We start from the raw sequence: 24,707 nt of genomic DNA on the forward strand, positions 1-24,707 counted from the left end.
GACCCGGCGATGCCCGTCGCCGGGACTTCCTCAGAACAGTGGCCAGGGAACCGCCGGCATCTCACCGGCGGGAGCCGGGAACCGCCCTGCCGAGCGCAGGCTGGAGCAGCGAGCAGCGAGCGATGCGATCTCCTGGGCGCTGAGCAGGTCCGCCAGGTTTCTTGCCAGGTCACCGTCACCGTGCAGTCCTTCGCTGACTCGATCGATGCCGTCGTGTTCCTCGGCGTTCAGAGCGTCTCCCAGCCATCCCCAGAGGACCGTGCGCAGCTTGTGGTCGCGATGGAAGGTGAGCCCGTGGTCGACGCCGTGCCGGTGACCGTCCGTCATGGCAAGGACGTGGTCGCCCTTGCGGTCGGCGTTGTTGACGAGGATGTCGAAGACCGCCATGCGCCGCAGCGCCGGCGAGTCTTCGTGAACGAGGGCGATCAACCGTCCGTTCTCGTCGCGCCCCTCGAGAACGCGTCGCCAGCCCAGCTCCGGGACGTGGTTCGACGCGACCAGCTCGACGGCACGGTGGTCGGGGTCCTGCTCCTGCCAGAGCTGCACCATGCCCTCGCCGAGGGGGCCGTGGCGCAGCCAGGTGTGCGGCACCACGCCCCAGCCCAGGGCCTGCGAGACCAGGTAGGCGGCCACCTCTCGGTGCGCCAGGGTGCCGTCGGGAAAGTCCCACAGCGGACTTTCGCCGGCTATCGGCTTGTAGACGACGATCGCGTCGCCGATGGTGCCCAGGAATGTCGCGTTGGAGGCCGTCCTCATGCGGCCGGTGATCGTCAGCTCGGCGGTCACGAGGTCCGTCGCCGACATCAGTCCTCGGGAAAGGTGCAGACGTGCCCGTCGGAGTCCACGGGGTAGCCGCAGAGCGGGCACGCCGGGCGCCCGGCGCCCACGACCTTACGGGTGCGCTTGGCGAATGCACGGGCGGTGCCTACCGGCATGCGCACGAGCAGCATCTCGGTCTCGTCGTCGCCGTCCTCGTCAGGCAGCTGGTCGTCGCCGTCAGAAGCGACGTCCGTGAGGGGGTGGGCCTCTAGCACGACCTGGGCCGTGGTGGGGTCCCAGCTCAGGCTCATGGCGCCGGTGCGGAAACTCTCGTGGACGGCCTCGAGCGGGTCGTTGTCGACGAGCTCAGGCGGTGTACTCGTGGGGACGCTGAAGGGGTTGCCCCCGATGGTGATGAGCTGGTCGAGCATCTCGTCGATCTTCTCCGCGAGCAGAGCCGACTGCTGCTTCTCCAGGGCGATGCTCACGACCTGCTTCCCTGCGCGCACCTGCAGGAAGAACGTGCGCGCTCCCGGGAGGCCGATGGTGCCGACGACGGCCCGGTCAGGCCAGTCGAACTCGTGGACACGCAGAGGCATGCCAATACTCTAGGTGCCTGCGATTCACGGCGCCTCGCGCCCTGCGCCGCCACCCACCGGCGCATCGCCAGAGTGGATCCCCTTCGCCAGCCACGAGAGATCACCCGCGTCGGTATTGGTCGCGTGGACGCTCGGCCGGCTAGCGCCGTAGCGCACGACCGACACGGATGCGGGGCCCACGTCGATGCGCTGGAACATGTCCAGGTGCATGCCGAGCGCGTCGGCGAGTATGGATTTGATGACGTCACCATGGCTGACCGCAACCCACACCGCATCGGGCCCATGCTCGGCTTCGAAGGCTGCATCGAGGCGGCGGACGGCTGCTACCGACCGGGCCTGCATCGCGGCCACCGACTCACCGTCGGGAAAGACGACGGCAGATGGTTGCGACTGCACCAGCGGCCACAGATCCTCGGTCGCGAGCTCCGAGAGCATGCGGCCCTGCCACTGGCCGTAGTCGCACTCGGTGAGATCGAGATCGACCGGCGCGTATGGCGTGCCCCCCTGGCGATCGAGGATGTGCTGGGCGGTCTGCTGACAACGCTCAAGGGGGCTCGACACCACCGCTACGAGGGGAACGGTCGCGAGCCGGTCTGCGGCTCGAGCAGCTTGGTCGCGCCCGACCGGGTCCAGGCTGACGCCGACGGCCCTACCGGCCAGCAGCCCAGCGGCATTTGCTGTGGTGCGACCGTGCCGCACCAGGAGAGCTGTCGCCATCCAGCCAGCCTATTCACCCAGGGACGACGGTGTGAACGCACGGGGCGCGCCTCCCGTGACGGATGAGAGCTCGCACGATCGGCGCACGTCGGCGTAGATCCGTTCTCTCCGCGCCCCCTCGACCGCCCGGTGTTTGCCAGGCCGCCGGCCGCAGCTCTCGTCCAGTACGAAGCGCACGTAACGGTATCGATCCCGATCGTGGCCAGCTCAGCGCCCTACCGTTGCGTGTATGCGCACACAGCGGCAGGGCCGGCTCCAGGTGGTCTGCGGGCCGATGTTCGCCGGGAAGTCCGAGGAGCTGCTGCGGCGTGTGCGGCGCGCCCGCCTCGCCGGCCTGGCCGTCGAGGTCGTCAACCACTCGTTGGACGAGCGCCACGGAGTCGGCCGGGTCGCCTCGCACGCCGGCCTCAGCGTGCCGTCGCACTCCGTGCCGGATGTCGGCTCGGTGCGGGCCGTCCTCGACGGAAGACCGCTCGACCTCCTCGCGATCGACGAGGCCCAGTTCTTCGGGATGGACCTCGTCCCCGCCGTCGACGAGCTCGTCCTCGGGGGACCACGGTGGTCGTCGCAGGGCTCTGCGTGACTTTCGACGCCCGTCCGTTCGAGCCGCTCGCCTCGCTCATGGCACTGGCCGAGGACGTCACGAGGCTCACCGCCGTGTGTGCGGTCTGCGGCCAGGACGCGGCCTTCCACGTCCGTCTCGTGCCCGACGACGTCGGAGACGCGACGGTCGCGTCCGCCGAGCACGTCGGCGGTGCGGAGTCCTACCAGGCGCGCTGCCGCCGTCACCGGGGCAGCGCGCGATAAGCGGCTCGGCTACCTCTCCCACGGCGAGGGCACGGCACCCACGATGCACGAAGGCCGCCGGCTGCGGCTCTCGTCGTGAGAGCCACAGCCGGCGGCCGTCGTCATGGCGTCACCGCCGGGTCACGCTCCCTGCGTCCTCCGGCGCCGGGTGAGTGCCGCACCACCCGCGGCGAGGAGTGCCAGGGCGGCGACGAGGCTCGCCGCGATCCCGCCAGGACCTGTGCTCGGCAGCTGGCCGCCGGGCGCCGTGGGGCCGCCCGCGGTGGGCGCCGCGGTGGGCTCCTCCGTCGTGGGCTCCGCGGTCGGATCGGTGGTGGTCGGCTCCGCGGTCGGCTCCGCGGTCGGCTCCGCGCCGGGGTCGCCGGTCGTCGGCTCCTCGGTCGGCTGCTCCGTCGGCTCCTCGGTGGGTGTCTCGACGACGGTCAGTGCCGGGGCGGTGCCCGGGGCGACGTGGCCGGCGGCGACCTGCTCGAAGGCGTACGCCATGCCGACGAGCTCCGCGTCGTCCCACGCACGGCCCATCAGCTGCAGGCTGATCGGCGCACCGTTGACGTCCGTCCCGGCCGGCATGGCGACCGTCGGGACGCCGGAGCCGCCCGACGGGGTGTCTCGGCGTCCGAAGCTGGAGCGGTTCCCACCACCGTCGTTGAGGCTGATCTCCGACAGCAGCGACGGGTAGACCACGGCGTCCACGTCGTACTCGTCCATCCAGGCGGCGATGTTCACCTTGTACTGGGCGCGGTAGTCACGCCACGCGGCGACCTCGGCGTCCGTCATCCGCTGCGTCCCCTCGCAGAACTCGGGGGCGTACCGCGTGTAGGGCAGCTTGTCCTGGGAGCACACGATCTCCGCGGGCGACGTCGCGCCGAATTCGGGGTAGGACTCGATGTACCGGGCCCAGCCCTCCCAGTTGAGGTTCCAGGAACCGCGCTCCGGTGCGACCGGGCCCTGGGGCAGCTCGATGATCTCGGCTCCCGCCGCCTCGATGTGCTGCAGAGCGGCCTGCGACGCGTCGATCGTCGTCGTCGTGCCGTACGGGTCCACCCACGCCGCGGGCAGGATCCCGATGCGCTTGCCCTCCAGAGCGTCCTCGTCGAGGACGGTGCGCCAGTCCTCGGGGCGGTGGGCGTCGGCCTCGGCGGTCTCCGGGTTCAACGGGTCGGTACCTGAGGTGACGTTGAGGATGTCCGCCAGGTCGGAGACCGAACGGGTCATGGCGCCGGCGTAGTCCTGGAGCCAGGAGAGCGGCATCACGCCGCGGTCGGACTGCATGCCGTCGGTACCGCGCAGCGTGAAGAGGCTCGCCGCGGTGGCAGGGGCGTAGAGCGAGTCGCCGGTCTGCGAGCCGAGCGCTGCCGCCGCCATGCTGGTGGCGGTGGCGACAGCCGAGCCCCCCGAGGAGGCGAGCGCGGAGCGCGACGGGTCGAACGCGTTCCACACGGTGCCGTAGCCGCTGTCGGAGTAGGAGCCGCTGGTCGCGTACTCCTCCATGGTGGCCTTGCCGATGATGACCGCCCCGGCGTCACGCAGCTGGGCGACCTGGTAGGCGTCCTCGGCCGGCCGGAAGCCGTCGAAGGTCAGGGAGCCGTTCGTGGTCGGCATGTCCTTGGTGTGGTACAGGTCCTTGACCGCGATCGGAATGCCGAGCATGGCGCCGGTCTCGCCGGCCGCGCGACGGCGGTCCGCCTCGGCGGCCTGCTCCAGCGCGTCGCTCGCGACGGTGGTGTAGGCGTTGAACCCGAACTGGCCCTCGTCGTAGGCGGCGATGCGGTCGAGGTAGGCCTGGGTGATCTCGACGGCGGTCGTGCGGCCCGCCTCCAGGTCCGCCCGCATCTGCTCGATCGTCGTGTCGACCACGTCGTAGGACGAGGTGGTGACGGTCGGCGGCCCGGCAGGCGCCTCGGGCTGCTCGACCTCCGTGGCGCCGTCGCCGAGGCAGTGCGTGGGCTCGTCTGCGGGCACGAGGCTGCCGAAGTTGACGATGGAGCAGATCTCCGCGCGCGACAGGCCGTCGAGCACCGGGTTTGCGGCGAGCTCAGCAGCCACGCCGCTCACCTCAGCGACCTCGGCGTCCAGGGTGCCGGCCGTGACCGGCTGCCCGACGACGACGAAGCGCAGCAGCGAGGCGGTCTCGCCGGGGGCGAGCGCAAGCGTGTTCACGTAGGCGGGGAAGTTTGCGGCGTGCCCCTGGGTGCCCATCGGCTGGGTGAAGGTGTCGCGCAGCCAGTTGCCGGTGCGGTCGAAATCCCCGACGACGGTCGCGGTCGGGCCGCCGGAGGTGCGCTCGGCGTTGGTCCCGCTGGCCGACGCGGTCCACGAGTCTTGCGTCGTCACCTCCGCGTCACCGCTGGAGGTCGTGACGACGCGGCTCGCGTTGGTGCCCGTGGACCCGAAGCCGGTCTGGCCGCCGAACGCCGCCTCGACGGTCAGTGTCTGGTCGGTGGTGTTGGTGAAGGTGTCCAGCCAGCGACCGAAGGTGGCGCCCGTCTCGACATGGACGGCGCGCGAGACGAGCACGCCGCTCAGCTCGACCGACTGTGTCGTCTCGAACTGCCCTTCGCCACTCTCCGTCAGGCCGAACCCGCGCAACAGCTCACCGTCGAAGCGGTGCGTCTCGGTCGCGTCGACGGTCACCCGGATCCCGCCGTAGCCGTTGAGCATCGTCGAGTACGGCGCCTGCACACCGGTGCCGCTCTGCGTGGCCCGGATGCTGCCGGTGTCGACGGCAGGCGGTGCGGCGCTGTGGATACCCCACGCGGTGCCCTCGGCGTCGGTGACGTAGGTGAAAGCGCCCGCCGTGCTCGCCGGCATGACCAGGCCGGCGACGACCAGCGGTGCAGCGGCGAGTGCAGTGAGTCGTGACGTCGTTCTCATCGGTTGTGCTCCTCGCTTGGCTTGTGCCGGAACCCCGTCGACCGGCCGATCGACACGTTGCCACGGCGCCGTTTCCCAGGCGTTTCGGGCGGCGCACGACGACGTTTCGCGAGCAGCGGGACCCCCGGTCGCAGTCCTTCGCGTCGGGGGTGTCGTCGCCGGCCCGTCGGGGGCAAGGACTACGTCATTGCCGACGGCGACGTCGTGGAGTTCCGGTTCACCGTCTGAGCGAGGCCCGGCCCGACATCAGCCGTCCGACAGGCGCTCGGTCAGCTCGTCCATGAAGCGTCGAGCGTCGCCTTGCGCCGGATCGTCAGCGGGCGCGCGCTTGATCGCACCCTGGAGGACTTTGGCAGCCTGAGGCACGTCCCCTTTGCTGTCGGCGAGCACGACCGCGTTCTGAACCGCCTCGCCCAACCGGCTGAGCTCGGGAGGCGAGGTCTCCGCGCTCCCGCTGCTGAAGAAGCGAAGCCAGTTGCCAGCCGGGTCGACGAGACTGAAACCGCTCAGCCCGTCGGCGTTCTTGCGGGCGCGCGGCCGTGTGATCCGCGGGAAGCCCTTGATCGGCAGCTTTCCGTACGTCTCGCGGAGTCCTGCTGCGAACTCCTCCCAGATCTGGCCCGTATCGTCGACGATGACGAGGCAGGAGCTGTGCGACGACTCTGGTGTGTGACCGTCCAGTCCGTAGTACTGCAGGTCGAACCCGTGACCGTTGAGCCCGAGGGCCGGGTTCGGTCGGCGTTGGTGATAGGTCGTGCGGAATCCCAGGGCGGCGAAGAACGGCTCGATCTCGCCGATGTCGCCGCAAGGCAGCAGGGGGATCGTGCGGGGGTCAGGCACCTCCGCAAATCTACGCGGGTGCGACTCGACGATCCAGAGGTTATCCGTGGCGCAAGGCGGCGAAGTTCCGGTTCAACGTCTGACGGCCGGCGGGCCCGGTTACCCGCGGGCGCTGGCTACCGCTCCAGGCCGGCCGCGGTGGCCTCGCTGGCCGCTTTGAGCCCCTGCATCTCCATCTCGACGTAGCGCGCCGTGCGGCGCATGGTGAGGGCGCCGACGAGCCGCGCCCGCGGCCCGGCGTGCCGGATCTCGAGCGTGACGTCGACCTGCCGACCGTCCGGGCGCGGGGCCAGCCAGTGCTCGCCGTGCGTGACGGTCCCCCCGCTCACCGCGGACCATCGGAAGTGCCGTCCGGGCGTCAGCTCGTCGACGACCCACGTCATGCGCGGCATGCGCGGCTGGCGGACCTCCACCGCCGTGCCGAGCTCCAGACGGTCCTCGTCGACGAGGCGCACGCGCGTCATGGAGGGGGTCCACTCGGGCATGCGCTCGACGTCGGTGAGCACGTCCCAGACGGTGTCTGCGGGCGCGGCGATCCTCGCCGTCGTGCGGTAGCGCAGGGCCATGGTGACCTCCGAGTCCGTCGCGCGGGGCGGGCCGCCCCGATGTACCAGATGGTACACCGGGGGTGCCGGGGCGGGTCAAGAGGTCGCGCGGCCGCGTTGCGGGCGCGGCACGAAACGAGTGATGCCCGACGTACGGTGCGGGCCCGCGGCTGCCGCTGGGGGCCACCCGCGCCCGCTACGCACCTCTGGTCAGCGCGAGGGTGCGCGCGTACCGTCTGGTACACCCAGGCGGTGACCGGCACCGCCCATGGCAGCTCGGAGAGTGGGCAGGGCGATGAGTGACGTGACGTACCGAGACCACGCGGAATCCCCGCCGACCCCGGGCCGCGACCGGCCACCGACCGGCCCGGCCCGGCCTGCCCGGGAGCCGACAGCACCCACGCCGCTGGCCCGCGCGCTGGAGGGCGGTGACGTCGGGAGCCACCACTGGATCGACGTCGAGGCGTCGGTCGAGGACACGTGGGCGGCCCTGCACGCCCTGCGGTGGGCCGACCTCCCTGCCCTCGGACGTGGCGCACGCCGCCGAGGCGCCGGCGGGCGGGGGTCTAGCACGACTGTGCTGGAGGGCCTGTCGCGGACGGGAGTCCTCGAGGAGGAGCCGCCCCGCTACTCCGCACTGGCGATGATCGGCCGTCCCTGGTCACCCGACCCGCGGGCCCATGTCGCCGTCGACGGCCTCCGCGGGGTCGCCCACTTCGACGAGCCCGGCTGGCTCAAGTACGGCATGGAGTGGGTGCTCGAGCCGCTGGCTCCGACGCTCACCCGCCTTCGCACGGCCACACTGTGCACGGCGACCGACGAGCGCACCCGCCGCGCCTTCGCGGCGTACTGGGTCGTCATCCGCCCGTTCAGCGGGTTGCTGAGGACCGCCATGCTCACCACCGTCCGGCGTCTGGCGACCCGCCCCGCTCCCGGGCGAGGGCGTGCCGCCAGGAGGCTGCCGCCGCATGCGCACACCGACCGGCCGTGGCTGATCCATGCCATCGCCCCCGACTTCACGCTCGAGGACGTGTGGTTGATCGACGTGCACGGTTCCGCCGACGAGCTGTCGCGCCTGCTCCACGCGGTCATCGACGACGGTTTCCCCGACCGGGCACCGGTCGCCGTCCGTGCCTTGTGGAAGGCGCGCTGGATCATCGGGGGAGTCCTGGGCTGGGACCGACCCGACGAGGGGCTCGGAACCCGTGTCTCGTCGCTGCGGGGGCGCCTCCCGGACGGCGTCGCCACGGCGGCGCCGGGGAGCGACCTTCCCGGGGTTCCGTTCACCACCCTCTACGAGACGAGGGACGAGTGGGCGGCCGAGGTGGCCAACAAGACCGTGCACGGGGTGATGCACCTCGGGTGGGTGCCGGACGGGAACGGCGGCTACCGGGGGCAGATGGCGGTGCTGGTGCGCCCCAACGGCGCGCTGGGCCGCCTCTACATGGCGCTCATCAAGCCGCTGCGGTACGGCGTCGTCTACCCCGCACTCCTCCGCGGCATCGAGAAGCGCTGGATGGCCGAGCGGGGGTGAGCGGGGTGGCAGCGTCCCGGGCAGAAGACCGGCGCGCTCGCGGCGGGACTCCAGGCGACGCGCCGCACGAGGGCTGCGCCCGTCAGGGGGCCGTCGTCGTCGGGGTGGACGCGAGGGGCAGGACGCCGAGCACTCCCCGTACGGCGCGCTGGGCGAGCTCGACGTCGTGGGGAGCGGCGCCGGCGACCTCGATCGCCACCGACTCGAGGACGGCGAGCAGGGCGGCCGCCGTGAGCTGGGGCGGAGGCCCCGGCGGGACCGAGCCGTCGCGGCGACCGGCGGCGACCAGCTCGGCGCACTCGGCCTCGAGCCGGTGGTAGGTCGCCTCCATCGCGCGCCCGACCGGATGGTCCTGCCCGGTGAACTCCACCCTCAACGCCAGCATCACCCGGGCGCCGTCATGGCGCCGGCAGTACCCGACGTGCCCCCTGGTCATCGTCATCAGCGACGCCAGGGCGTCCTGCTCCGCGAGGGCGGGCCGGCGCACCTCGGCGTCCCACGTCTCGCTCACCCAGGCCACGACGGCCTGCGCGAGCTCCTCCTTGTTGGCGAACAGGTGGTACAGGGCGCCCCGGGTGTAGCCCGCGTCCCTGGCCACCTGCTCCAGCACGAGGTTCGCGTACCCGTAGGTGGACAGGCCCCGTGCCGCGGCCTCCAGCAGTGCCCCGCGCGTCGCGGCCCGGCGGTCGGCCTGCGTGCGACGCGCCGTCGTCTCGTTCACCGCCCGCCGACCTCCCACTCTCGCCACTCTCGCCACTCTCGGTGCGAGCGTACATACAGCGCCGTACGTATGTGGGGCCCGGCGGCTGGCGGTCGCCGCGGCGGAATGTGGGGAGACCGTTGACGAACATGCATGCACGAATGTATGTTTCCGCGATGGAGCCGACCCGGATCCGACGACGCGGCGGCGGCGCACCCTCAGTGGCCGCCCGGCGGCTCCGCGGCGCTGCCCGGTGGTCGAACCGGCTGCCCGACGTTGAGCACACCGCCCGCCCGTGGCGGATCCACCAGATCGCGCCCGACTTCGAGGTCGAGGACGTGTGGGCCTACCGCACACCCGGGGCCGGGCCCGACGACTTTCCCCTCATGCTGGCCGCGTTGCGCGCCGCGGGGGGCCTCAACGAGAACCCCCGGTTGGTCCGCGCCCTCTTCGCGATGCGCTGGAAGCTCGGCGCACTCCTCGGCTGGGACACGCCCGACCGGGGGCTCGCGGGCCGAGTCGTCCCCCTGCGTGACCGGCTGCCGGCCGACCTGCGCCAGGAGGCGGCCGGGGAGCCGGTGCCCCACACGCCGTTCACGCTGGTGTACGAGCTGGCGGACGAGTGCGTCATCGAGCTGGCCAACACGACCGTCCACGACCTGTGCCACCTGGGCTGGGTGCCGACCCACGACGGCGAGTACGAGCTGCGCATGGCTGCCCTGGTGAAGCCCAACGGCCGGTTCGGACGGGTGTACATGGCCGCGATCAAGCCGTTCCGGTACCTCATCGTCTACCCGGCGCTGACCCGGAAGTGGGAGCGCGCCTGGCGGGAGCGGGATCGCCTCGTGCTCGGTCCGGACGCCGGCGCCCCGACGCCGCGCCCCGGCCGTCCCGAGCGGCACCGCGACCCGTCCGGTGACGCCCGGACGGCGTGGGCGGGCCGGCTCATCGTGTTCTACGGGACCGCCCACACGCTCGGCGCCTTGACGGCCCTGGGCGCCGCGCGCCATGCCGGGGCGTGGTTCCGACGGGAGCTGTGGCACGAGGACCTCTCGCACATGAGTCCGGCCATGAGCGCCTACTGGCTGAGCGTGAACAGCTTCGGCCCGCCCCTCGTCGTGGTCGGTCTCACCGTGCTGTGGCTCAACCGCCGGGGCGTCGCTCCTCCCGCGTTCCTCGCCTGGGCGTTGGGCGGCTGGCTCGTGGTTGAGGCCGCCATCGCCGGCCCGGGGGTCGGTCAGGACCTCATCCTCCTGAGTGCCGTCGCCCTGCTCCTGGCCGCCCGCCGCGCCAGGCGTCGGGCCACCCTCGCGTCCCGCGCGTGCGGGCTTGCCCAGCCGGTCGCCACCTGACGTGACGCCCGGACGCGGGGCTCCGTTCCCCTAGGCTGACGGCGTGTCGAACGCTGGGACCGCAGGGACGGGCGCACCAGGTCCTCGCCGGCGACTCCTCGACGCGACCATCGAGCTGATGGCCCGCGAGGGCAGCGGCGGATGGACCCTGCGACGCCTGGCGCAGGCGCTCGGCACGAGCCACCGCATGGTGATCTACCATTTCGGCTCCCTCGACGGACTCCTCGTCGCCGTCGTCGAGGAGGTCGAGCGCCTCCAGCGCGCGCGGCGTGCGGAGCTCGCGTCCGACAACCCCGACCCCGTCGCCGCCGCGCGAGCGATGTGGCGTGAGCTTGCCAGCCCCTCGGCGGCCCCCCACGAACGCCTGTTCTTCCAGCTGTACGTGGCGGGCCTGCAGGGCCGCGGGGCGGCCGCCGCCCTGCCCAAGGCGTCCGTCGAGGAGTGGCTGGAGCCGCTGACCGCCATGTTCGCCGCGACGACGAGCACCCCGGAGGAAGCGGCGCTCGACGCGAGGCTCGGCCTCGCCGTCGTCCGCGGTCTGCTCCTCGACCAGCTGGCCACCGGCGACCGTCACGCGGTCGCGGCAGCGCATGAGCGCTACCTCGCCCTGTACGCGGCCCGGCTCGAGACCGACCGCTCCTGAACGACGCGCGGCACCGAGCACGTCACCGACCAAGCGCCGGCGGTACGCCTAGCCCCGGCCTCGGTCGGCGGGGGCCACGTGCCCCGTGTCGACGAACGTAGGCTCAGCGCCCGCCGAAACGGAACGGGACGGGGATGCCGCCGCAGCAGCACACGCCCTGCACCTGGGTGGACGCCAGGAGCTGGGCCGCCTGGTAGCAGGCGAGGAACCGGGCGGCGGTGGGGACCAGGGCGCGGGCCACCCCCACCTGGGCGACGACGTCGGCGACCGCGGCGGAGCACGACCGTCCGCCGTGCGCGACGAGGTGCGCGCAGGTAAAGCCCTTGCGGGGGGAGATTCGGCGCTGGTACACGCGGATGAGCGTGGTGACGAGGCGGCTGGGGAGGCTCATGGGCCAGACGCTACGGGCTGGGGCCTCGATCGGCGCGGCACGCCGCGGCCCGACGCTGCGCAGGACCCCACAAACGCTGGCAGGGCACCGAAACACGGTCGGCGTCCGTCGTACCATGGGCGCCGAGGGTGGTCCCGGAACTCCCGTAGACCGCCCGGTCGTGGCGCCGAGGCGAGGCACGCGACGGCTCGGCGCGCCATACCCGTGACCAGTCTCACATGGTGAGATGTGAGCCGGATCGCTGTCTCAAGTCCATAACGATCGGGTTTCTAAACCATTGGGGCCGGGGTCTTGCCCCCTCGCGGGTGTGTACGTTGACGGCACCTCGGCGTGCTCCGTCGGCCGGTTCCCGGGTCTGCACCATCGACCCGACGCACCCGGACGGCGCACACACGTCTATTCCAATCAGGAGGAACATTGAAGATCAGGCGCACGGCTCAGGCCGCGTCGGTCGTCGTGGTGGGCTCGCTCGTTCTCGCAGCCTGCACGAGCAGCCCCGACGACCCGGCCACCGCGGACGGCGGCGGGGAGCAGACGAGCGAGTCCGGAGGCTCCGACACCTACGAGGGCACCGACAAGGAAGCGCTCGACATCACCGAGACGGCCGAGGGGGAGATCTTCTACTCGACCGGTCAGGACGAGTGGACCGGCTACAACACGCTGACCGCCGACACGTACTCCACGTACGGCAACGTCATCATGGACCGCATCCGCCCCGAGGGCTTCTTCTACTTCGGGACCGACGGCACCATCCACGAGAACCCCGAGTTCGGCACCGTCGAGGTCGTCTCCGGCCTCGAGGGCGACGACCCGCTGGTCATCGAGTACACGGTCAACGACGACGCGACGTGGTCCGACGGCAACGCCATCGACTACGGCGACTTCCTGCTCGAGTGGGTCTCGCAGAACCCCGCGTGGCTCTCGCCCGACCCGGCCGCCCCCGTCTTCAACCACGTCTCCGGGCCGGACTACCCCAACACCCAGGTGCCCGACGGCCCGCAGGGTGAGGACGGCGACAAGACGTTCACCGTCGAGTACGCCGAGAAGTACCCCGACTGGAAGCTCGTCACGGGCGCCTACCTGCTCCCCGCGCACGTCGTGGCCGACCAGATCGGTCTCACCGAGACCGAGCTCGTCCAGGCGATCAAGGACCAGAACGTCGAGGTCCTCACGCAGGCGGCGGAGTTCTGGAACGACGGCTGGCTGTCGAACCCGGGCGAGCTGCCCGACCCGTCGATCGCCCCCTCCGGCAACCGCTACCAGCTCATGGAGGGCGGCTGGACGGCCGGCCAGTCCCTGACGCTCGAGGCGAACCCCGAGTACTGGGGCACCCCGGCGGCCACGGACCGGATCACCTTCCGCTTCCTCGCGGCCGACGCCCACACCCAGGCCCTTGAGAACGGTGACCTCAACGTCATCGAGCCGCAGGCCACCGTCGACACGCTGCCGCAGCTCGAGCAGCTCGGCGACGCGGTCGAGGTCCAGACGGGCGCCGAGCTCACCTGGGAGCACCTCGACTTCAACTTCGCCAGCGGCGTGTTCTCCGACGCCGAGGGCGGGCTCGCCCTGCGGGAGGCCTTCGCCTACTGCATGCCGCGCCAGCAGATCGTCGACAACCTCATCGCACCGGTCGACCCCGAGGCGCAGCTCATGAACGCCCGTGAGGTCTTCCCGTTCCAGGACACCTACGACGAGGTCGTCGAGGCGTCCTACGACGGCCGCTTCGACGAGGTGAACCTCGAGGAGGCCCAGCGTCTCGTCGAGGAGTCGGGCATCGCGACCCCGATCGACGTCCGCATCGGGTACTCCGCGCCCAACCCGCGCCGTACCAACCAGGTCGAGATGATCAAGTCGAGCTGTGACCAGGTCGGCTTCAACGTCACCGACGTCGGCAGCGCCGACTTCTTCTCCGTGGCGCTCCCCGCCGGTGACTACGAGGCCGCGCTCTTCGCGTGGGCCGGTTCCGGCCAGATCGCCTCGGGCCAGAACATCTACTCGACGGCGTACCCGCAGAACTACGGCGGCTACACCAACACGGCCGTCGACGAGGCCTGGGTCACGCTGGCCCAGTCCCTCGACCCGGAGGTCCACCTCGAGCAGACGAAGGTCATCGAGCGGGAGCTGTGGGACACGCTCTTCGGTATCCCGATCTTCGCCCACCCGGGCGTGGTCGCGTACTCCGCGGGCATGGAGAACGTCCGGCACACGGCCACGCAGAACGGCGTGGCCTGGAACGCCGACCAGTGGCTCCTCGCTGAGTGATCCACGGCACGTGGCCGGGTAGCCCCCGGCCACGTGCCTCCCACCTCCGCGGCGGATTCGCACGCGTTCGAGCCGGTGGGGCAGGAGGAAGACCCCTCCCGCCCCACCGGCTCGCGTGTCCCGTGCGATGCCGTTCGTGCGCACGCCGCGACCTGGCGCTTAGGATCCCTTGTGCGGATCGGCCAGTGCCGGCCCTCGATGACGCCGACCGGCGGGCGCAGACCCAGTCCTGAAGGGCAAGTACGTGATCAAGTTCATCCTCCGCAGGCTGGGGATCTCGTTCCTCATCCTGCTCGGTGGTTCGCTGCTCATGTTCGTCCTCACGATCAACTCGGGCGACCCGCTCGCGGACCTTCGTGAGTCGAACGACCCCAACCGCGACAACCTCATCGCCCAGCGCATCGACACGATGCGCCTGGAGGACCCGTGGTACGAGCGGTACGGCAGCTGGCTCGCGGGGGTCGGCAGGTGCGTCGTCGGCTCCTGCGACCTCGGCGTGAACCGGGCCGGCATCGACGTCTCGAGCCTGCTCGCGAGTGCGGCCAGCTCGACGTTGCGCCTGGTCCTCCTCTCCACCGTCCTCGCCATCATCATCGGCGTGGCGATGGGGATCCTCACGGCGATCCGCCAGTACTCGGGCTTCGACTACATCGCCACGCTGCTTGCCTTCATGTTCTTCTCGCTGCCGGTCTTCTGGGCCGCGGTGCTCCTCAAGGAGTACGGCGCCATCCGGTTCAACGACTGGATCGCCGACCCCGACATGTCGGTGGTGACGATCCTCCTCATCGCGGCGGTCCTCGGGCTCATCGTCCAGGGCATGCTCGGCGGTGACGCCCGCCGGCGGCTGGTCACCGGCGGTGGCACCTTCGCCTTCGTCTTCGCGGCGATGCTCTACTTCGACGCCGTCAACTGGTACCGCCAGCCCGCCCTGGGGATCGTCGTCGTCGTCCTCGCCGCGCTCGGTGCGGCACTGCTCCTCGTCTCCCTCACCACGGGCCTGGGCAACCGGCGCGTCCTGTACGCCTCGCTCACCACCGTGGCCGCGACCACCGTCGCCGCCCTGGTCCTCGACGGGCCGCTCAGCGAGGGCTCGTGGGCGGTCGTCTTCGGCCTGCTCGCCGTGGCGATCGTCATCGCCGTCGTCAGCGGCTGGTTCTGGGGCGGGTTCTCCCGCCGCGTCGCCATCTGGACCTCGGTGGGCACTGCGACGATCATGACCGGCCTCGTCGTCGCCGACCAGGTCCTCACGGCTTGGGGCGGCTACCTCGGCGTCGTGCGCAACGGCCGGCCGATCTCCACCATCGGGTCCGAGACCCCGAACTTCAACGGGACGTTCTGGCAGGAGTTCCTCGACAAGGGGACCCAGCTCATCCTCCCGACCATCCTGCTCACCCTCATCTCGGTGGCGAGCTACACCCGCTACACCCGGGCGTCGATGCTCGAGGTGCTCGAGCAGGACTACGTCCGCACCGCCCGCTCCAAGGGCCTCTCGGAGCGCACGGTCATCACCAAGCACGCCTTCCGCAACGCGCTCATCCCCATCACGACGATCGTCGCGTTCGACTTCGCCGGCCTCATCGGCGGCGCGGTCCTCACCGAGACGGTCTTCGGCTGGAAGGGCATGGGCGAGCTGTTCCGGACCGGCCTCACCACGGTGGACCCGGCCCCGGTCATGGCGTTCTACCTCGTGACCGGCACCGCCGCCGTCGTCATGAACATGCTGGCGGACATCGCCTACGCGTTCCTCGACCCGCGGATCCGGCGATGAGCCCGGTGAGATCGACGACGCAGGCACGGCCGGCCGTAACGGAGGACAGCGATGAGTGACGAGAACCAGCGACCCGAGCAGATCGTCCCGATCCCCACGATCCAGGGCGGGGACCCGGGCGCCGTCCAGAACATCGACCCGCTCGCGATCGAGGAGGACCTCGAGGGCAAGACGGACAAGTCCTACTCCCAGGGCCAGCTCGTCCTGCGGCGCTTCCTTCGCCACAAGGCCGCCATGGTCTCCCTGGCCGTCCTCGTCTTCGTCACGCTGCTCGCCTACACCTCCATCGGGTTCGGCCCCTTCCCCGGGTGGTGGAAGCACGGCTACACCCTCGCGGGATCCGTCGTCGACGGCGGGAAGCCCACCCTGTCGCTCTGGCCGTTCCGGATCGGGGAGCACCCCTTCGGCCAGGACAACTCCGGCAAGGACTTCTTCGCCCTCGTCATGCGCGGCACCCAGCGATCGCTCATCATCGCCTTCGTCGTCGGCATCGTCTCGACGATCGTCGGCACGGTGATCGGCGCGCTCGCCGGCTACTTCCGCGGCTGGGTCGAGGCCGTGCTCATGCGGATCACCGACCTGTTCATCGTCATCCCGCTCCTCGTCCTCGCGGCCGTCCTCGGTCAGATGACCGGCGGCAACAACATCTGGCTCCTCGCCGCGGTCCTCGGGATCGTCACGTGGACCGGCCTCGCGCGCCTGGTCCGGGGCGAGGTGCTCTCCCTGCGGGAGCGCGAGTTCGTCGCCGCCGCCCGGGCCGTGGGGACGTCCCCCGCCCGCATCGTCGTCAAGCACATCCTGCCCAACACCCTCGGCACGATCATCGTCTCGGCCACGCTGTCCATCGCCTCCGCGATCCTCCTCGAGACCTCGCTGAGCTTCCTCGGGTTCGGCGTCAACCCGCCGGACACGTCGCTGGGCGTCCTCATCTCCACCTACCAGAACTCCTTCACGTCCCGTCCGTGGCTGTTCTGGTGGCCGGGCATCTTCATCCTGGCCATCGCGCTCAGCGTGAACTTCATCGGTGACGGGCTGCGCGACGCGTTCGACCCGCGGCAGAACAGGAAGAAGGACTGATGAGCACCGCCATCAACGCCCCGCGTCCCGGCGACGCACGGCCCGCCGACGACGACCGCGTCCTGTCGTTCACCGACCTCGACGTCCGCTTCGCCACCGAGTTCGGCTCGGTCCACGCCGTCAAGGGCATCTCACTCGCCGTCCGTCCAGGGGAGGTGCTCGCCCTCGTCGGCGAGTCCGGCTCCGGCAAGTCGGTGACCTCGATGACCGCCCTCGGACTGCTCCCGAAGAACGCCCGCGTCAACGGCACCATCACCGTCGGCGACAAGTCGGTGGGCAAGCTCGACACCCGGGGCCTGCGCCGGATGCGCGGCAACGACGTCGCCATGGTCTTCCAGGAGCCCATGACCGCGCTCAACCCCGTGCTCACCATCGGCACGCAGCTCACCGAGGCGCTCGAGCTGCACGGCATCGCCTACGGCGCCGAGGCCGTGCGCCGCGCCGTCGAGCTGCTGCGCATGGTGGGCATCCCCGAGCCCGAGCGGCGGATCAAGCAGTACCCGCACGAGCTCTCGGGCGGCCAGCGTCAGCGCGTGGTCATCGCCATCGCCATCAGCTGCGACCCCAAGGTGATCATCGCCGACGAGCCGACGACGGCCCTCGACGTCACCGTGCAGGCGGACATCCTCGACCTGCTCCGCTCGCTCAAGGACAAGCTCGACACCGGCATCCTCCTCATCACCCACAACATGGGCGTCGTCGCCGACATGGCCGACCGCGTCGCGGTGATGTTCAAGGGCGACATCGTCGAGACCGGCAGCGCCGACGAGGTGCTCAACCGCCCGCAGCACCCCTACACCAAGCGCCTGCTCGACTCCGTCCCGCACCTCGGGCAGGGGCCGGGACAGTTCGGCAGCGCCGACATCTCCCACGAGCGCATCGACCGCACGGCGGCGCCCGCCCTCGAGATGAAGAACCTCGTCATCGAGTACCACCGCGCCGGCAAGCCGCCGTTCCGCGCGGTCGACGACGTGACGTTCTCCGTCCACCAGGGCGAGATCGTCGGCCTCGTCGGCGAGTCGGGGTCCGGCAAGTCGACCATCGGCCGGTGCGCGCTCGGCCTCATCCCCGCGGCCAGCGGCACCATCAACCTCTTCGGTCAGGACTTCGGCGCCCTGGGCCGCAAGGAGTCCAAGGCCCTGCGGCGCCGCATCGGCGTGATCTTCCAGGACCCGGCGGCCTCGCTCAACCCCCGCCTGCCCATCGGTGACGTCATCTCCGAGCCACTCGTCGTCCACAAGGTGGGGGACAAGAAGTCCCGCCAGCAGAAGGTCTACGAGCTCCTCGACGCCGTCCAGCTCCCGCGCAGCGTCTACAACCGCTACCCGCACGAGCTCTCCGGCGGTCAGCGCCAGCGCGTGTCCGTGGCCCGGGCGCTCACCCTCGAGCCCGAGCTCCTCGTCGCGGACGAGCCGACCTCGGCGCTCGACGTGTCGGTCCAGGCCAGCGTGCTGGCGATGTTCACCGAGCTGCAGGAGCGCTACCGCTTCGCGTGCCTGTTCGTCTCCCACGACCTCGCCGTCGTCGACCTCCTCGCCCACCGCGTCGTCGTCCTGCAGAACGGCAAGATCGTCGAGCAGGGCGAGCGCACCGCCGTGCTGCAGAACCCGCAGGAGGAGTACACGCAGCGTCTGCTCGCGGCGGCTCCCGTGCCGGAGCCGGGGGAGCAGCGCCGCCGGCGCGAGGAGCGCCACGCGCTGCTCGCCTCGTTCGGCGAGAGCGTCACCGAGCTCCAGATCGACCCCGAGCGCGACCCCGGTCCCCTGGACGTGAGCACCCGGGAGTAGGCCGGGTCGGAGGGACGCGAGGAGGCGGGGGTGCGGGCAGGCGGTCTCGTCGCGCGCCGAGGGCGGGCCCACCGAGGCCCGCTCGTCGTCCTCGGCGTCCTGGTCGCCACGGTGGCGGCGACGAGCGCCGTCACCGTGGGGCACACCGGCGCCAGCGCGGCGGCCACCGTGCACGCCGCGTTCGCGACGGCGCCGCCGGACGAGACGGGCCTGCGGGTGCAGACCCGGCTGGCGACGGACCCCGATGGGCAGCACGCCGCCGTCGGCGCCGCCCTCGCGGCCCTCATGCCCTCCGTCCCGCTCGACGTGCAGCGCAGCCTCACGAGCGAGCCGGTCGCCCTGGTCGCGGGCGGGCGCGAGGCACGGGTCACCCTCACCACCGGCGAGGACGCCGTGGGCCGGGGCGACCTCGACCCGCCGGGTCCGGGGGAGGCGCTGGTGCCGGAGGCGGTCGCCGCCGAGCTGGGAGTGGGCTCCGGGGACACCGTCGAGGTCGAGGGCGTCCCCCTCACCGTCGCCGGCACCTGGCAGCCGGGCGCGGACGCCCGGGACGGGGAGGACACCACGCTCGGCGCGGTGCTCGTCGACGCCGCGACGCTGGCGGAGACGACCGACGCCCCCTTCGTGCGGTGGACCCTCCGCCCGGTGGCGGCGGGGCTCGACGCCGACGACCTGCCGGTGCTCGCCGACGGGGCGGACCGGCTCGAGGGGGTGCTCGACCGCGACGACGCCGTCGCCGTGCGGGGGCTCACCGTCTCCGGCGGGCTGGCCGCCACCGCGACCGAGGTCGCCCGGGCCGGTGCCGCTGCCGGCGTGGTGGGCCGGGTCCCGCTCGTCCTGCTCGCCGTCATCGCGCTCGTCGCGCTCGTCCAGGTGGTCCGGCTGCTCGGGCAGGGCCGGGCGCAGGAGGTCGAGATCCTCGTCGCCCGCGGGGCGGAGCCCCGCACCCTCACCCGGTGGGCGGGCCTCGAGGCGCTCGTCGTCGCCGCCGGGGGTGCGGCGGTCGGGACCGCGGTCGCCGCCGCCGTCGTGACGAGGCTCGACGGCGGGGCCGCCCAGCTCGGGGCCGTGCTCCTCACCGGCGTCGTCGTCGCCCTCGGCGCGTTCACCGTGGCCGTCGTCGTCGCGGGGGCGCAGGTACGCGCGGCGGCCCGCCGGATGGTCACCGACCGCTCGGGGCGGCTCCGGGAGGCCGCCGCCGCGGGGTCCGTCCTCCTCGCCGGCGTCGCCGCGCTCCTCGCCGCGTGGCAGCTCCGGCGCTTCGGGACCCCCCTCGTCGTCGGCGCGGACGGGCAGACCAGGACGGACGTCCTCGCCGTGGCGAGCCTGGCCGCCGTGCTCACCGCCCTCGCCATGGTCGCGCTCGCGCTCCTCGGGCCCCTCACTCGGTCCGGGGAGCGGCTCGCCGCGCGCGCCCGGCGTCTCGCCGTCCCGCTCGCGGGCCGGCAGGTCTCGCGGCGGCTGCGCGCCTACGCCGTCCCCGTCGTCCTGCTCTCCCTCGCGGCGGGCGCGGTCACCAGCGCTGGTGCCTTCGCGGGCACGACGGCGACCCAGCGCGAGCAGGCCGCAGGCCTGGCCACGGGCTCGGACGTCCGCGTCCACCTGCCCCCGCGGCCGACGGCCCGGCTGGGGTTCCCCGTCGCCGACTCCGCCGTCCCGTACGCGCGGATCGAGGGGGTGGCCGCCGCCGCGAGCGTCCTGCGCCAGGACGCCACGCTCGGTCAGGCGCCCGTCACGCTCACCGCGCTGCCGACCCACCGCGTGGCCGACGTCGTCCGGGCTCCGGCCGGGCTCGGTCTCGCCGCCGCCGTCGAGCGCCTCGTGCCGGCGCCCCGCGACGACGACGCGGGCGACGTCACGCCCCCGGGCGTCGGCCTGGCGCTGCCGGCGGGCACGGCCGCCCTCGAGCTCGAGGTGCGGGTGCGGGCGGACGTACCGGCCGACGTGCTCGCGCGGCGCGCGGAGGACGCCGAGGCGTACGCCGAGATCCTCCGGACGGAGGGCGCGACCGAGGAGGAGGTCCGGATCGAGGTCGAGCGCCGGGACCGCGTGCTCTTCGCCGACTCGCGGTTCTCGCTCGCCACGGCGGTGTGGGTCGCCGACTCCGACGGTGCCCTGTCCCTGCTCGGCGCGGGCTCCCTCGTCGTCGACCTCGACGACCCCGGTGCCGGGGACGTCGGCCCGCAGCCCGCGGTCCACGCCCTCGCGGTCGACCTGCCGGGTGACGACGAGTACCGCGTCGTCGCCGTCGAGGTGACGGGCAACGCCGCCGGGACGGAGGCCGCGCTCGACTACGAGGTGAGCGCCGTGCGGGCGGCGGACGTCGATGGCGGCGGCCCGGACCTCGGGCCCGGGTGGGCGCTCGCCGAGGACGTGGCAACCGGGCTCGTCGAGCCGGGCCCGCTCGGCACGATCGGCCTCACCACCCGCCTCGGCGGCGAGGGCGCGCCGGGCCGGTTCCTCGCCCGTCTGGTCCCCGGCGGCGCGGACGGGCCCGTACCGGCGTTACTCACGACGGCGCTCGCCGAGCACGCGAGCCTGGCCGTCGGCGACGAGGTCCCGATCGCCCTCGCGGGGCCCGAGGTGGACCTCGAGGTCGTCGGGCTCATCGACGCGGTCCCCGGCGGGCTCGAGGAGCACGCCGTCCTCGTCGACCAGGGCGTCCTGGGCGCGTCCCTCCTGCGTGGCCGGCCGAACCTGCCGCTGCCGACGCAGGTGTGGCTCGCCGTGGACGAACCGGCCACCGACGCGGACGTCGCAGCGGCGGCGCTCGCCGCGGTGGGCCGCGACGGCGAGGTGGAGGTCGCCCGCGCGGCCGGCGTCGACGCCACCGGTTCCGTGCGGGAGGCGTTCTGGCTGGCGGCGGCCGGGTCCGCCGTGCTAGCACTCACGGGCGCGGCCGCCGTCGCCCTCGCGCTCACCCGTGAGCGGCGCGGCGAGGTCGTCGTCCTGCGCGCCCTCGGCCAGACACCCGCGGGGCAGGCCCGCACGCGGTCCGGGGAGCTGCTCGGCGTGGGCGCACTCGGGGTGGTCCTCGGCACGGGCGCCGGCTGGCTCGCGTCCTGGCTGCTCGTGCCGACGCTCGCGCGGGCCGCGGCGACCGTCACGTCGCCCCTCGCGCTCGCCGTCGGGCTTGACGTCGTCCCCACCGCGCTCCTGCTCGGCGCCGTCCTCGCCGGGCTGCTCGCCGTGGGCGGCGTGGTCGCCGCGCGGGTCCGGGCGCAGGCCCGCGACGCCGAGTACCGGGAGGAGATCCGGTGACCGGCCTCCCCGGCCTCGCGTGGCGCCAGCTCCGCGCGAACCTCGCCGTGCCGCTGGCCCTCGCCGTCCTCGTCCTCCTCGTCGCGTTCGTCGTCACGGCCTGGCCACGCGTCCTCGCCGACGTCGACGACCGACAGGTGGCGTACGAGACCGACGGCGTGAGCGTGCTCCGCCGGGACGTCATCGGCGTCCAGCTCGGCCAGCAGCCGGGGCTCCCCGCCGCGCCGGAACCCGGGACGACCGGCCTCGAGCCGGACGTCGAGGCGTCGCTCGGCGGGCTGCTCGCCGGCCTGGAGGAGCTCCGCGCCGCGCAGCCCGAGCCGCTGCGGGGGATCCTCGGCGAGCCTCGGGCCACGGTGGAGACGCCCGAGGTCGACATCCGGCCCGTCGAGGGCGGGGAGATCGGCCGGCCCCGTGTGTCCTTCAAGTCCGACCCCTATCTCACCGACCACGTCGAGCTCGTCGACGGCGCGTGGCCGGCCGAGCCGCCGACGGCGGACCCCTTCGCCGCGCGGACGCCCGAGGGGATGACCCTCACCGAGGAGGAGCTGGCCGCGCTCCAGGCCGAGGCCGACGCGCTCCACGCGCGGCCCGTGCAGGTCGCCCTGTCCGTCGACGCCGCGGAGGTCCTCCAGTGGGACGTCGGCAAGGAGCGCGAGGCGCCCGGCTCCGAACGGACGCTCCTGCTCACCGGGACGTTCGCCCCGCTGGACCCGGACGAGGACTACTGGGGGCACAACCCGCGCTCCGCCGCCCCGTACGTCGTCGACGACCTCAACTTCGGCACCTCCGCCTCGGCCGCCGCCTACGTCCACCCCGCGTGGGACCTCGCGCCACCGCTGCCCATGCCGATGGCCGAGCCGAGCGTCCGCATGTGGTTCGGGGTCGACGGCGGGGCCCTGACGGCGGACGCCGTGCCCGAGGCGCTCGCCCAGCTCCGCGGCTTCACCGCGGCGAATCAGCCGCTGGGGGAGTCGGCGTCCGCCGAGCCCCTCAGCCAGCGCTTCGGCAGCGAGCTGCCCGAGGTGCTCACGCGCATCCTCGCCCAGCAGAGCGTGACGTCCACCGTGCTCGCCGTCGTCGCGGCGGGACCGCTCGGGGTGACGCTCGCGGTGTTCCTCCTCGGGGCGCGGCTGCTCGTCTCCCGGTGCCGGTCCTCCCTCGCCCTCCTCCGCGCCCGCGGCGGGTCCGGGGTGCAGCTCCGGACGATGATGGCGGCCGAGGGCCTCGCGCTCGCGCTCCCCGCCGCGGCCGCCGGGGCGGCGCTGGCAATCGCGCTCGTCCCGGGTCGCACGAGCACGGGCGACCTGGCCCTCGCCGGCGGCGTCGCCCTCGTCCCCGCCGCGCTCCTCGCCCTGGCGACGTCCCCGCGGGGGCTGCGCGAGGCCCGTGCCGACCTCGGCACGTCGCGGGCCCGGCTGCGCTGGGTGGGGGAGGTCGTCGTGCTGGCGCTCGCCGCCGTCGGCGTCGTCCTCCTCGGCCAGCGGGGGATCCAGCCCGGCGACGGCGACACCGACCCGCTCCTCGCCGCGGTGCCGCTGCTGCTCGCGCTGGCGACGTGCGTCGTCGTCATGCGGGCCTACCCGTGGCCCGTCCGGGCGCTGCAGGGCGCGCTGGGCCGCCGCCGCGGCGTCACCGCCTTCCTCGGCGCGGCCCGAGCCGTCCGCGAGCCGGCCGGCGGGCTGGTGCCGGCGGTCGCGCTCGTGGTCGGCGTCTCCGTCGCCCTGTTCTCCGCCGTGCTCGGCTCGACCGTGAGCGAGGGCGTGCAGGGGACGGCGTGGACCGCCGTCGGGGCGGACCTGCGCCTGAGCGGGCCGGTCTTCGACGCGGAGACGGTCGGGCGCATTACCGGCGTCGAGGGCGTGGCCGCCGCGGCCACCGTCGCCGACGCCGGCACGATCGGGGTGACCGCCGGCGGTCAGACCCACCGCGTCGAGCTCGTCGCGCTCGACCCCGAGGCGTTCCGGGCGGTCCAGGCGGACGCCGTCGGCATCGACGAGCTGCCCACGGGGCTCGGGCCGGTGACCGGTGACCGCCTGCCCGCCGTGCTGTCGACCTCGCTCGGTGCGGGGCCGGGCGCCGACGGGGTGAGCGCCTCGATCGGCGGCTCGACGCCGCTCGACGTCGTCGGCGTCATGGAGGACGTCGCGGGGGCCGGGGCGGCGGCGGACTTCGTCGTCGTCGACCACGCCACGGCCGAGGAGCTCACCGGGCAGGTGCTGCGCCCGCGGGTACTCCTCCTCGCCGTCGAGGCCGGGGCGGACCCGGGCCAGGTGCTCGAGCGGGTGCGGGCGATCGAGCCCGACGCGCTCGCGGAGAACCCCTCCGCCGACGCGCAGAACTTCCTCGCCTCGCCCATGGCCGGGGGCATGAGCGCGGCGCTCGGCACCGCCGTCGTCCTCTCGGTGCTGCTCGTGCTCGTCGCCGTCGTCCTCACGCAGCTCATGGGCGCCCCCCAGCGCGCACGGCTCCTCGCCGTGCTGCGTACGCTCGGTCTCCACCGACGCCAGGGGCAGGGGATCGTCGCCTGGGAGCTCGCGCCGCTCGCCGTCGTCTCGGTCGTCGCGGGCGCGGCGCTCGGGATCGCCGTGCCGTGGGTGATGCTCGGCGCGATGGACGTCACTGCGCTCACGGGCGGGGACCGCCAGCCGGACCTCGTGCTCGACCCGCTCGTCCTCGCCGCCGTGCTCGGCGGACTCCTGCTCGTGGCCGCGGTGGCCGTGGGCGTATCGACCATGATGAGCCGACGCGCGGACCTGGCGACCCAGCTGCGCACGGGAGAGGGGTGAGG

The 24,707-nt window shown here is 72.9% G+C and carries 19 protein-coding genes; 11 read left to right on the forward strand and 8 right to left on the reverse strand.

Annotation, left to right across the window (positions count from 1 at the left end; genetic code table 11):
• Positions 1 to 30 precede the first annotated feature (30 nt).
• Genes EBO36_RS02815 through EBO36_RS02825 form a run of 3 tightly spaced genes read right to left on the reverse strand, consistent with a single transcriptional unit; the run spans position 31 to position 2,075 of the window.
• Positions 31 to 804, reverse strand: a complete 774-nt coding sequence (locus EBO36_RS02815; protein WP_122823277.1) for an SCO1664 family protein — start codon at positions 802 to 804, stop codon at positions 31 to 33.
• On the reverse strand, positions 804 to 1,358 hold the full coding sequence (locus EBO36_RS02820) for a DUF3090 domain-containing protein (RefSeq protein WP_122823278.1): 555 nt from the start codon (positions 1,356 to 1,358) through the stop codon (positions 804 to 806). The genes EBO36_RS02815 and EBO36_RS02820 overlap by 1 nt, the downstream gene beginning before the upstream one ends.
• A gap of 24 nt (positions 1,359 to 1,382) precedes the next feature.
• The gene (locus EBO36_RS02825; RefSeq protein WP_122823279.1) at positions 1,383 to 2,075 is read right to left on the reverse strand and encodes a histidine phosphatase family protein; all 693 of its coding nucleotides are present in this window, start codon (positions 2,073 to 2,075) and stop codon (positions 1,383 to 1,385) included.
• Positions 2,076 to 2,304: 229 nt separating this feature from the next.
• Between EBO36_RS02825 and EBO36_RS15945 the strand changes: the two genes are divergently transcribed.
• Positions 2,305 to 2,658, forward strand: coding sequence for a hypothetical protein (locus EBO36_RS15945; RefSeq protein WP_342352721.1), 354 nt, complete (start codon positions 2,305 to 2,307; stop codon positions 2,656 to 2,658).
• Positions 2,655 to 2,882, forward strand: a complete 228-nt coding sequence (locus EBO36_RS15950; protein ID WP_342352722.1) for a hypothetical protein — start codon at positions 2,655 to 2,657, stop codon at positions 2,880 to 2,882. The genes EBO36_RS15945 and EBO36_RS15950 overlap by 4 nt, the downstream gene beginning before the upstream one ends.
• Before the next feature lie 120 nt (positions 2,883 to 3,002).
• Here the strand turns inward: EBO36_RS15950 and EBO36_RS02835 are convergent, their stop codons facing one another.
• The 3 genes from EBO36_RS02835 to EBO36_RS02845 all read right to left on the reverse strand — a co-directional run bounded on the left by EBO36_RS02835 (position 3,003) and on the right by EBO36_RS02845 (position 7,162).
• The gene (locus EBO36_RS02835; RefSeq protein WP_122823280.1) at positions 3,003 to 5,756 is read right to left on the reverse strand and encodes an amidase; all 2,754 of its coding nucleotides are present in this window, start codon (positions 5,754 to 5,756) and stop codon (positions 3,003 to 3,005) included.
• 246 nt (positions 5,757 to 6,002) lie between these two features.
• Positions 6,003 to 6,596 (reverse strand): VOC family protein, encoded by a 594-nt coding sequence (locus EBO36_RS02840; protein WP_122823281.1) that lies wholly within the window; start codon positions 6,594 to 6,596, stop codon positions 6,003 to 6,005.
• 116 nt (positions 6,597 to 6,712) lie between these two features.
• The gene (locus EBO36_RS02845) at positions 6,713 to 7,162 is read right to left on the reverse strand and encodes an SRPBCC family protein (protein ID WP_222928759.1); all 450 of its coding nucleotides are present in this window, start codon (positions 7,160 to 7,162) and stop codon (positions 6,713 to 6,715) included.
• Between the two features lie 556 nt (positions 7,163 to 7,718).
• Between EBO36_RS02845 and EBO36_RS02850 the strand changes: the two genes are divergently transcribed.
• Positions 7,719 to 8,675, forward strand: a complete 957-nt coding sequence (locus tag EBO36_RS02850) for a DUF2867 domain-containing protein (protein ID WP_244925345.1) — start codon at positions 7,719 to 7,721, stop codon at positions 8,673 to 8,675.
• An 82-nt stretch (positions 8,676 to 8,757) separates the two neighbouring features.
• Here EBO36_RS02850 and EBO36_RS02855 read toward each other — a convergent pair whose 3' ends face one another.
• The gene (locus tag EBO36_RS02855; RefSeq protein ID WP_122823282.1) at positions 8,758 to 9,396 is read right to left on the reverse strand and encodes a TetR/AcrR family transcriptional regulator; all 639 of its coding nucleotides are present in this window, start codon (positions 9,394 to 9,396) and stop codon (positions 8,758 to 8,760) included.
• A 155-nt stretch (positions 9,397 to 9,551) separates the two neighbouring features.
• Here EBO36_RS02855 and EBO36_RS15425 point away from each other — a divergent pair, with 155 nt between their 5' ends.
• A complete protein-coding gene (locus EBO36_RS15425; RefSeq protein WP_222928760.1) occupies positions 9,552 to 10,727 on the forward strand; it encodes a DUF2867 domain-containing protein in 1,176 nt (391 codons plus the stop codon).
• Positions 10,728 to 10,770: 43 nt separating this feature from the next.
• Complete coding sequence (locus tag EBO36_RS02870) at positions 10,771 to 11,370, forward strand: TetR/AcrR family transcriptional regulator (protein ID WP_206515618.1); 600 nt, start codon at positions 10,771 to 10,773, stop codon at positions 11,368 to 11,370.
• A gap of 103 nt (positions 11,371 to 11,473) precedes the next feature.
• On the opposite strand, the gene yidD is transcribed toward EBO36_RS02870, so the two are convergent.
• Positions 11,474 to 11,761, reverse strand: a complete 288-nt coding sequence (gene yidD, locus EBO36_RS02875; RefSeq protein ID WP_122823284.1) for a membrane protein insertion efficiency factor YidD — start codon at positions 11,759 to 11,761, stop codon at positions 11,474 to 11,476.
• Between the two features lie 417 nt (positions 11,762 to 12,178).
• Here yidD and EBO36_RS02880 point away from each other — a divergent pair, with 417 nt between their 5' ends.
• The 6 genes from EBO36_RS02880 to EBO36_RS02905 all read left to right on the forward strand — a co-directional run bounded on the left by EBO36_RS02880 (position 12,179) and on the right by EBO36_RS02905 (position 24,705).
• A complete protein-coding gene (locus tag EBO36_RS02880; RefSeq protein WP_122823285.1) occupies positions 12,179 to 14,023 on the forward strand; it encodes an ABC transporter substrate-binding protein in 1,845 nt (614 codons plus the stop codon).
• A 244-nt stretch (positions 14,024 to 14,267) separates the two neighbouring features.
• A complete protein-coding gene (locus tag EBO36_RS02885) occupies positions 14,268 to 15,791 on the forward strand; it encodes an ABC transporter permease (RefSeq protein ID WP_122823286.1) in 1,524 nt (507 codons plus the stop codon).
• Positions 15,792 to 15,842: 51 nt separating this feature from the next.
• Positions 15,843 to 16,868 carry an ABC transporter permease gene (locus tag EBO36_RS02890; protein WP_122823287.1) on the forward strand — a complete coding sequence of 342 codons (1,026 nt, stop codon included), beginning with the start codon at positions 15,843 to 15,845 and terminating at the stop codon, positions 16,866 to 16,868.
• Complete coding sequence (locus EBO36_RS02895; RefSeq protein WP_122823288.1) at positions 16,868 to 18,655, forward strand: ABC transporter ATP-binding protein; 1,788 nt, start codon at positions 16,868 to 16,870, stop codon at positions 18,653 to 18,655. The genes EBO36_RS02890 and EBO36_RS02895 overlap by 1 nt, the downstream gene beginning before the upstream one ends.
• Before the next feature lie 30 nt (positions 18,656 to 18,685).
• Positions 18,686 to 21,916 carry an FtsX-like permease family protein gene (locus EBO36_RS02900; protein ID WP_122823289.1) on the forward strand — a complete coding sequence of 1,077 codons (3,231 nt, stop codon included), beginning with the start codon at positions 18,686 to 18,688 and terminating at the stop codon, positions 21,914 to 21,916.
• Complete coding sequence (locus tag EBO36_RS02905; protein ID WP_122823290.1) at positions 21,913 to 24,705, forward strand: FtsX-like permease family protein; 2,793 nt, start codon at positions 21,913 to 21,915, stop codon at positions 24,703 to 24,705. Before EBO36_RS02900 ends, EBO36_RS02905 begins: the two co-directional genes overlap by 4 nt.
• The last annotated feature ends 2 nt before the right edge of the window (positions 24,706 to 24,707 follow it).

It is taken from the genome of Georgenia faecalis, assembly GCF_003710105.1.
GTDB lineage: Bacteria > Actinomycetota > Actinomycetes > Actinomycetales > Actinomycetaceae > Georgenia_A > Georgenia_A faecalis.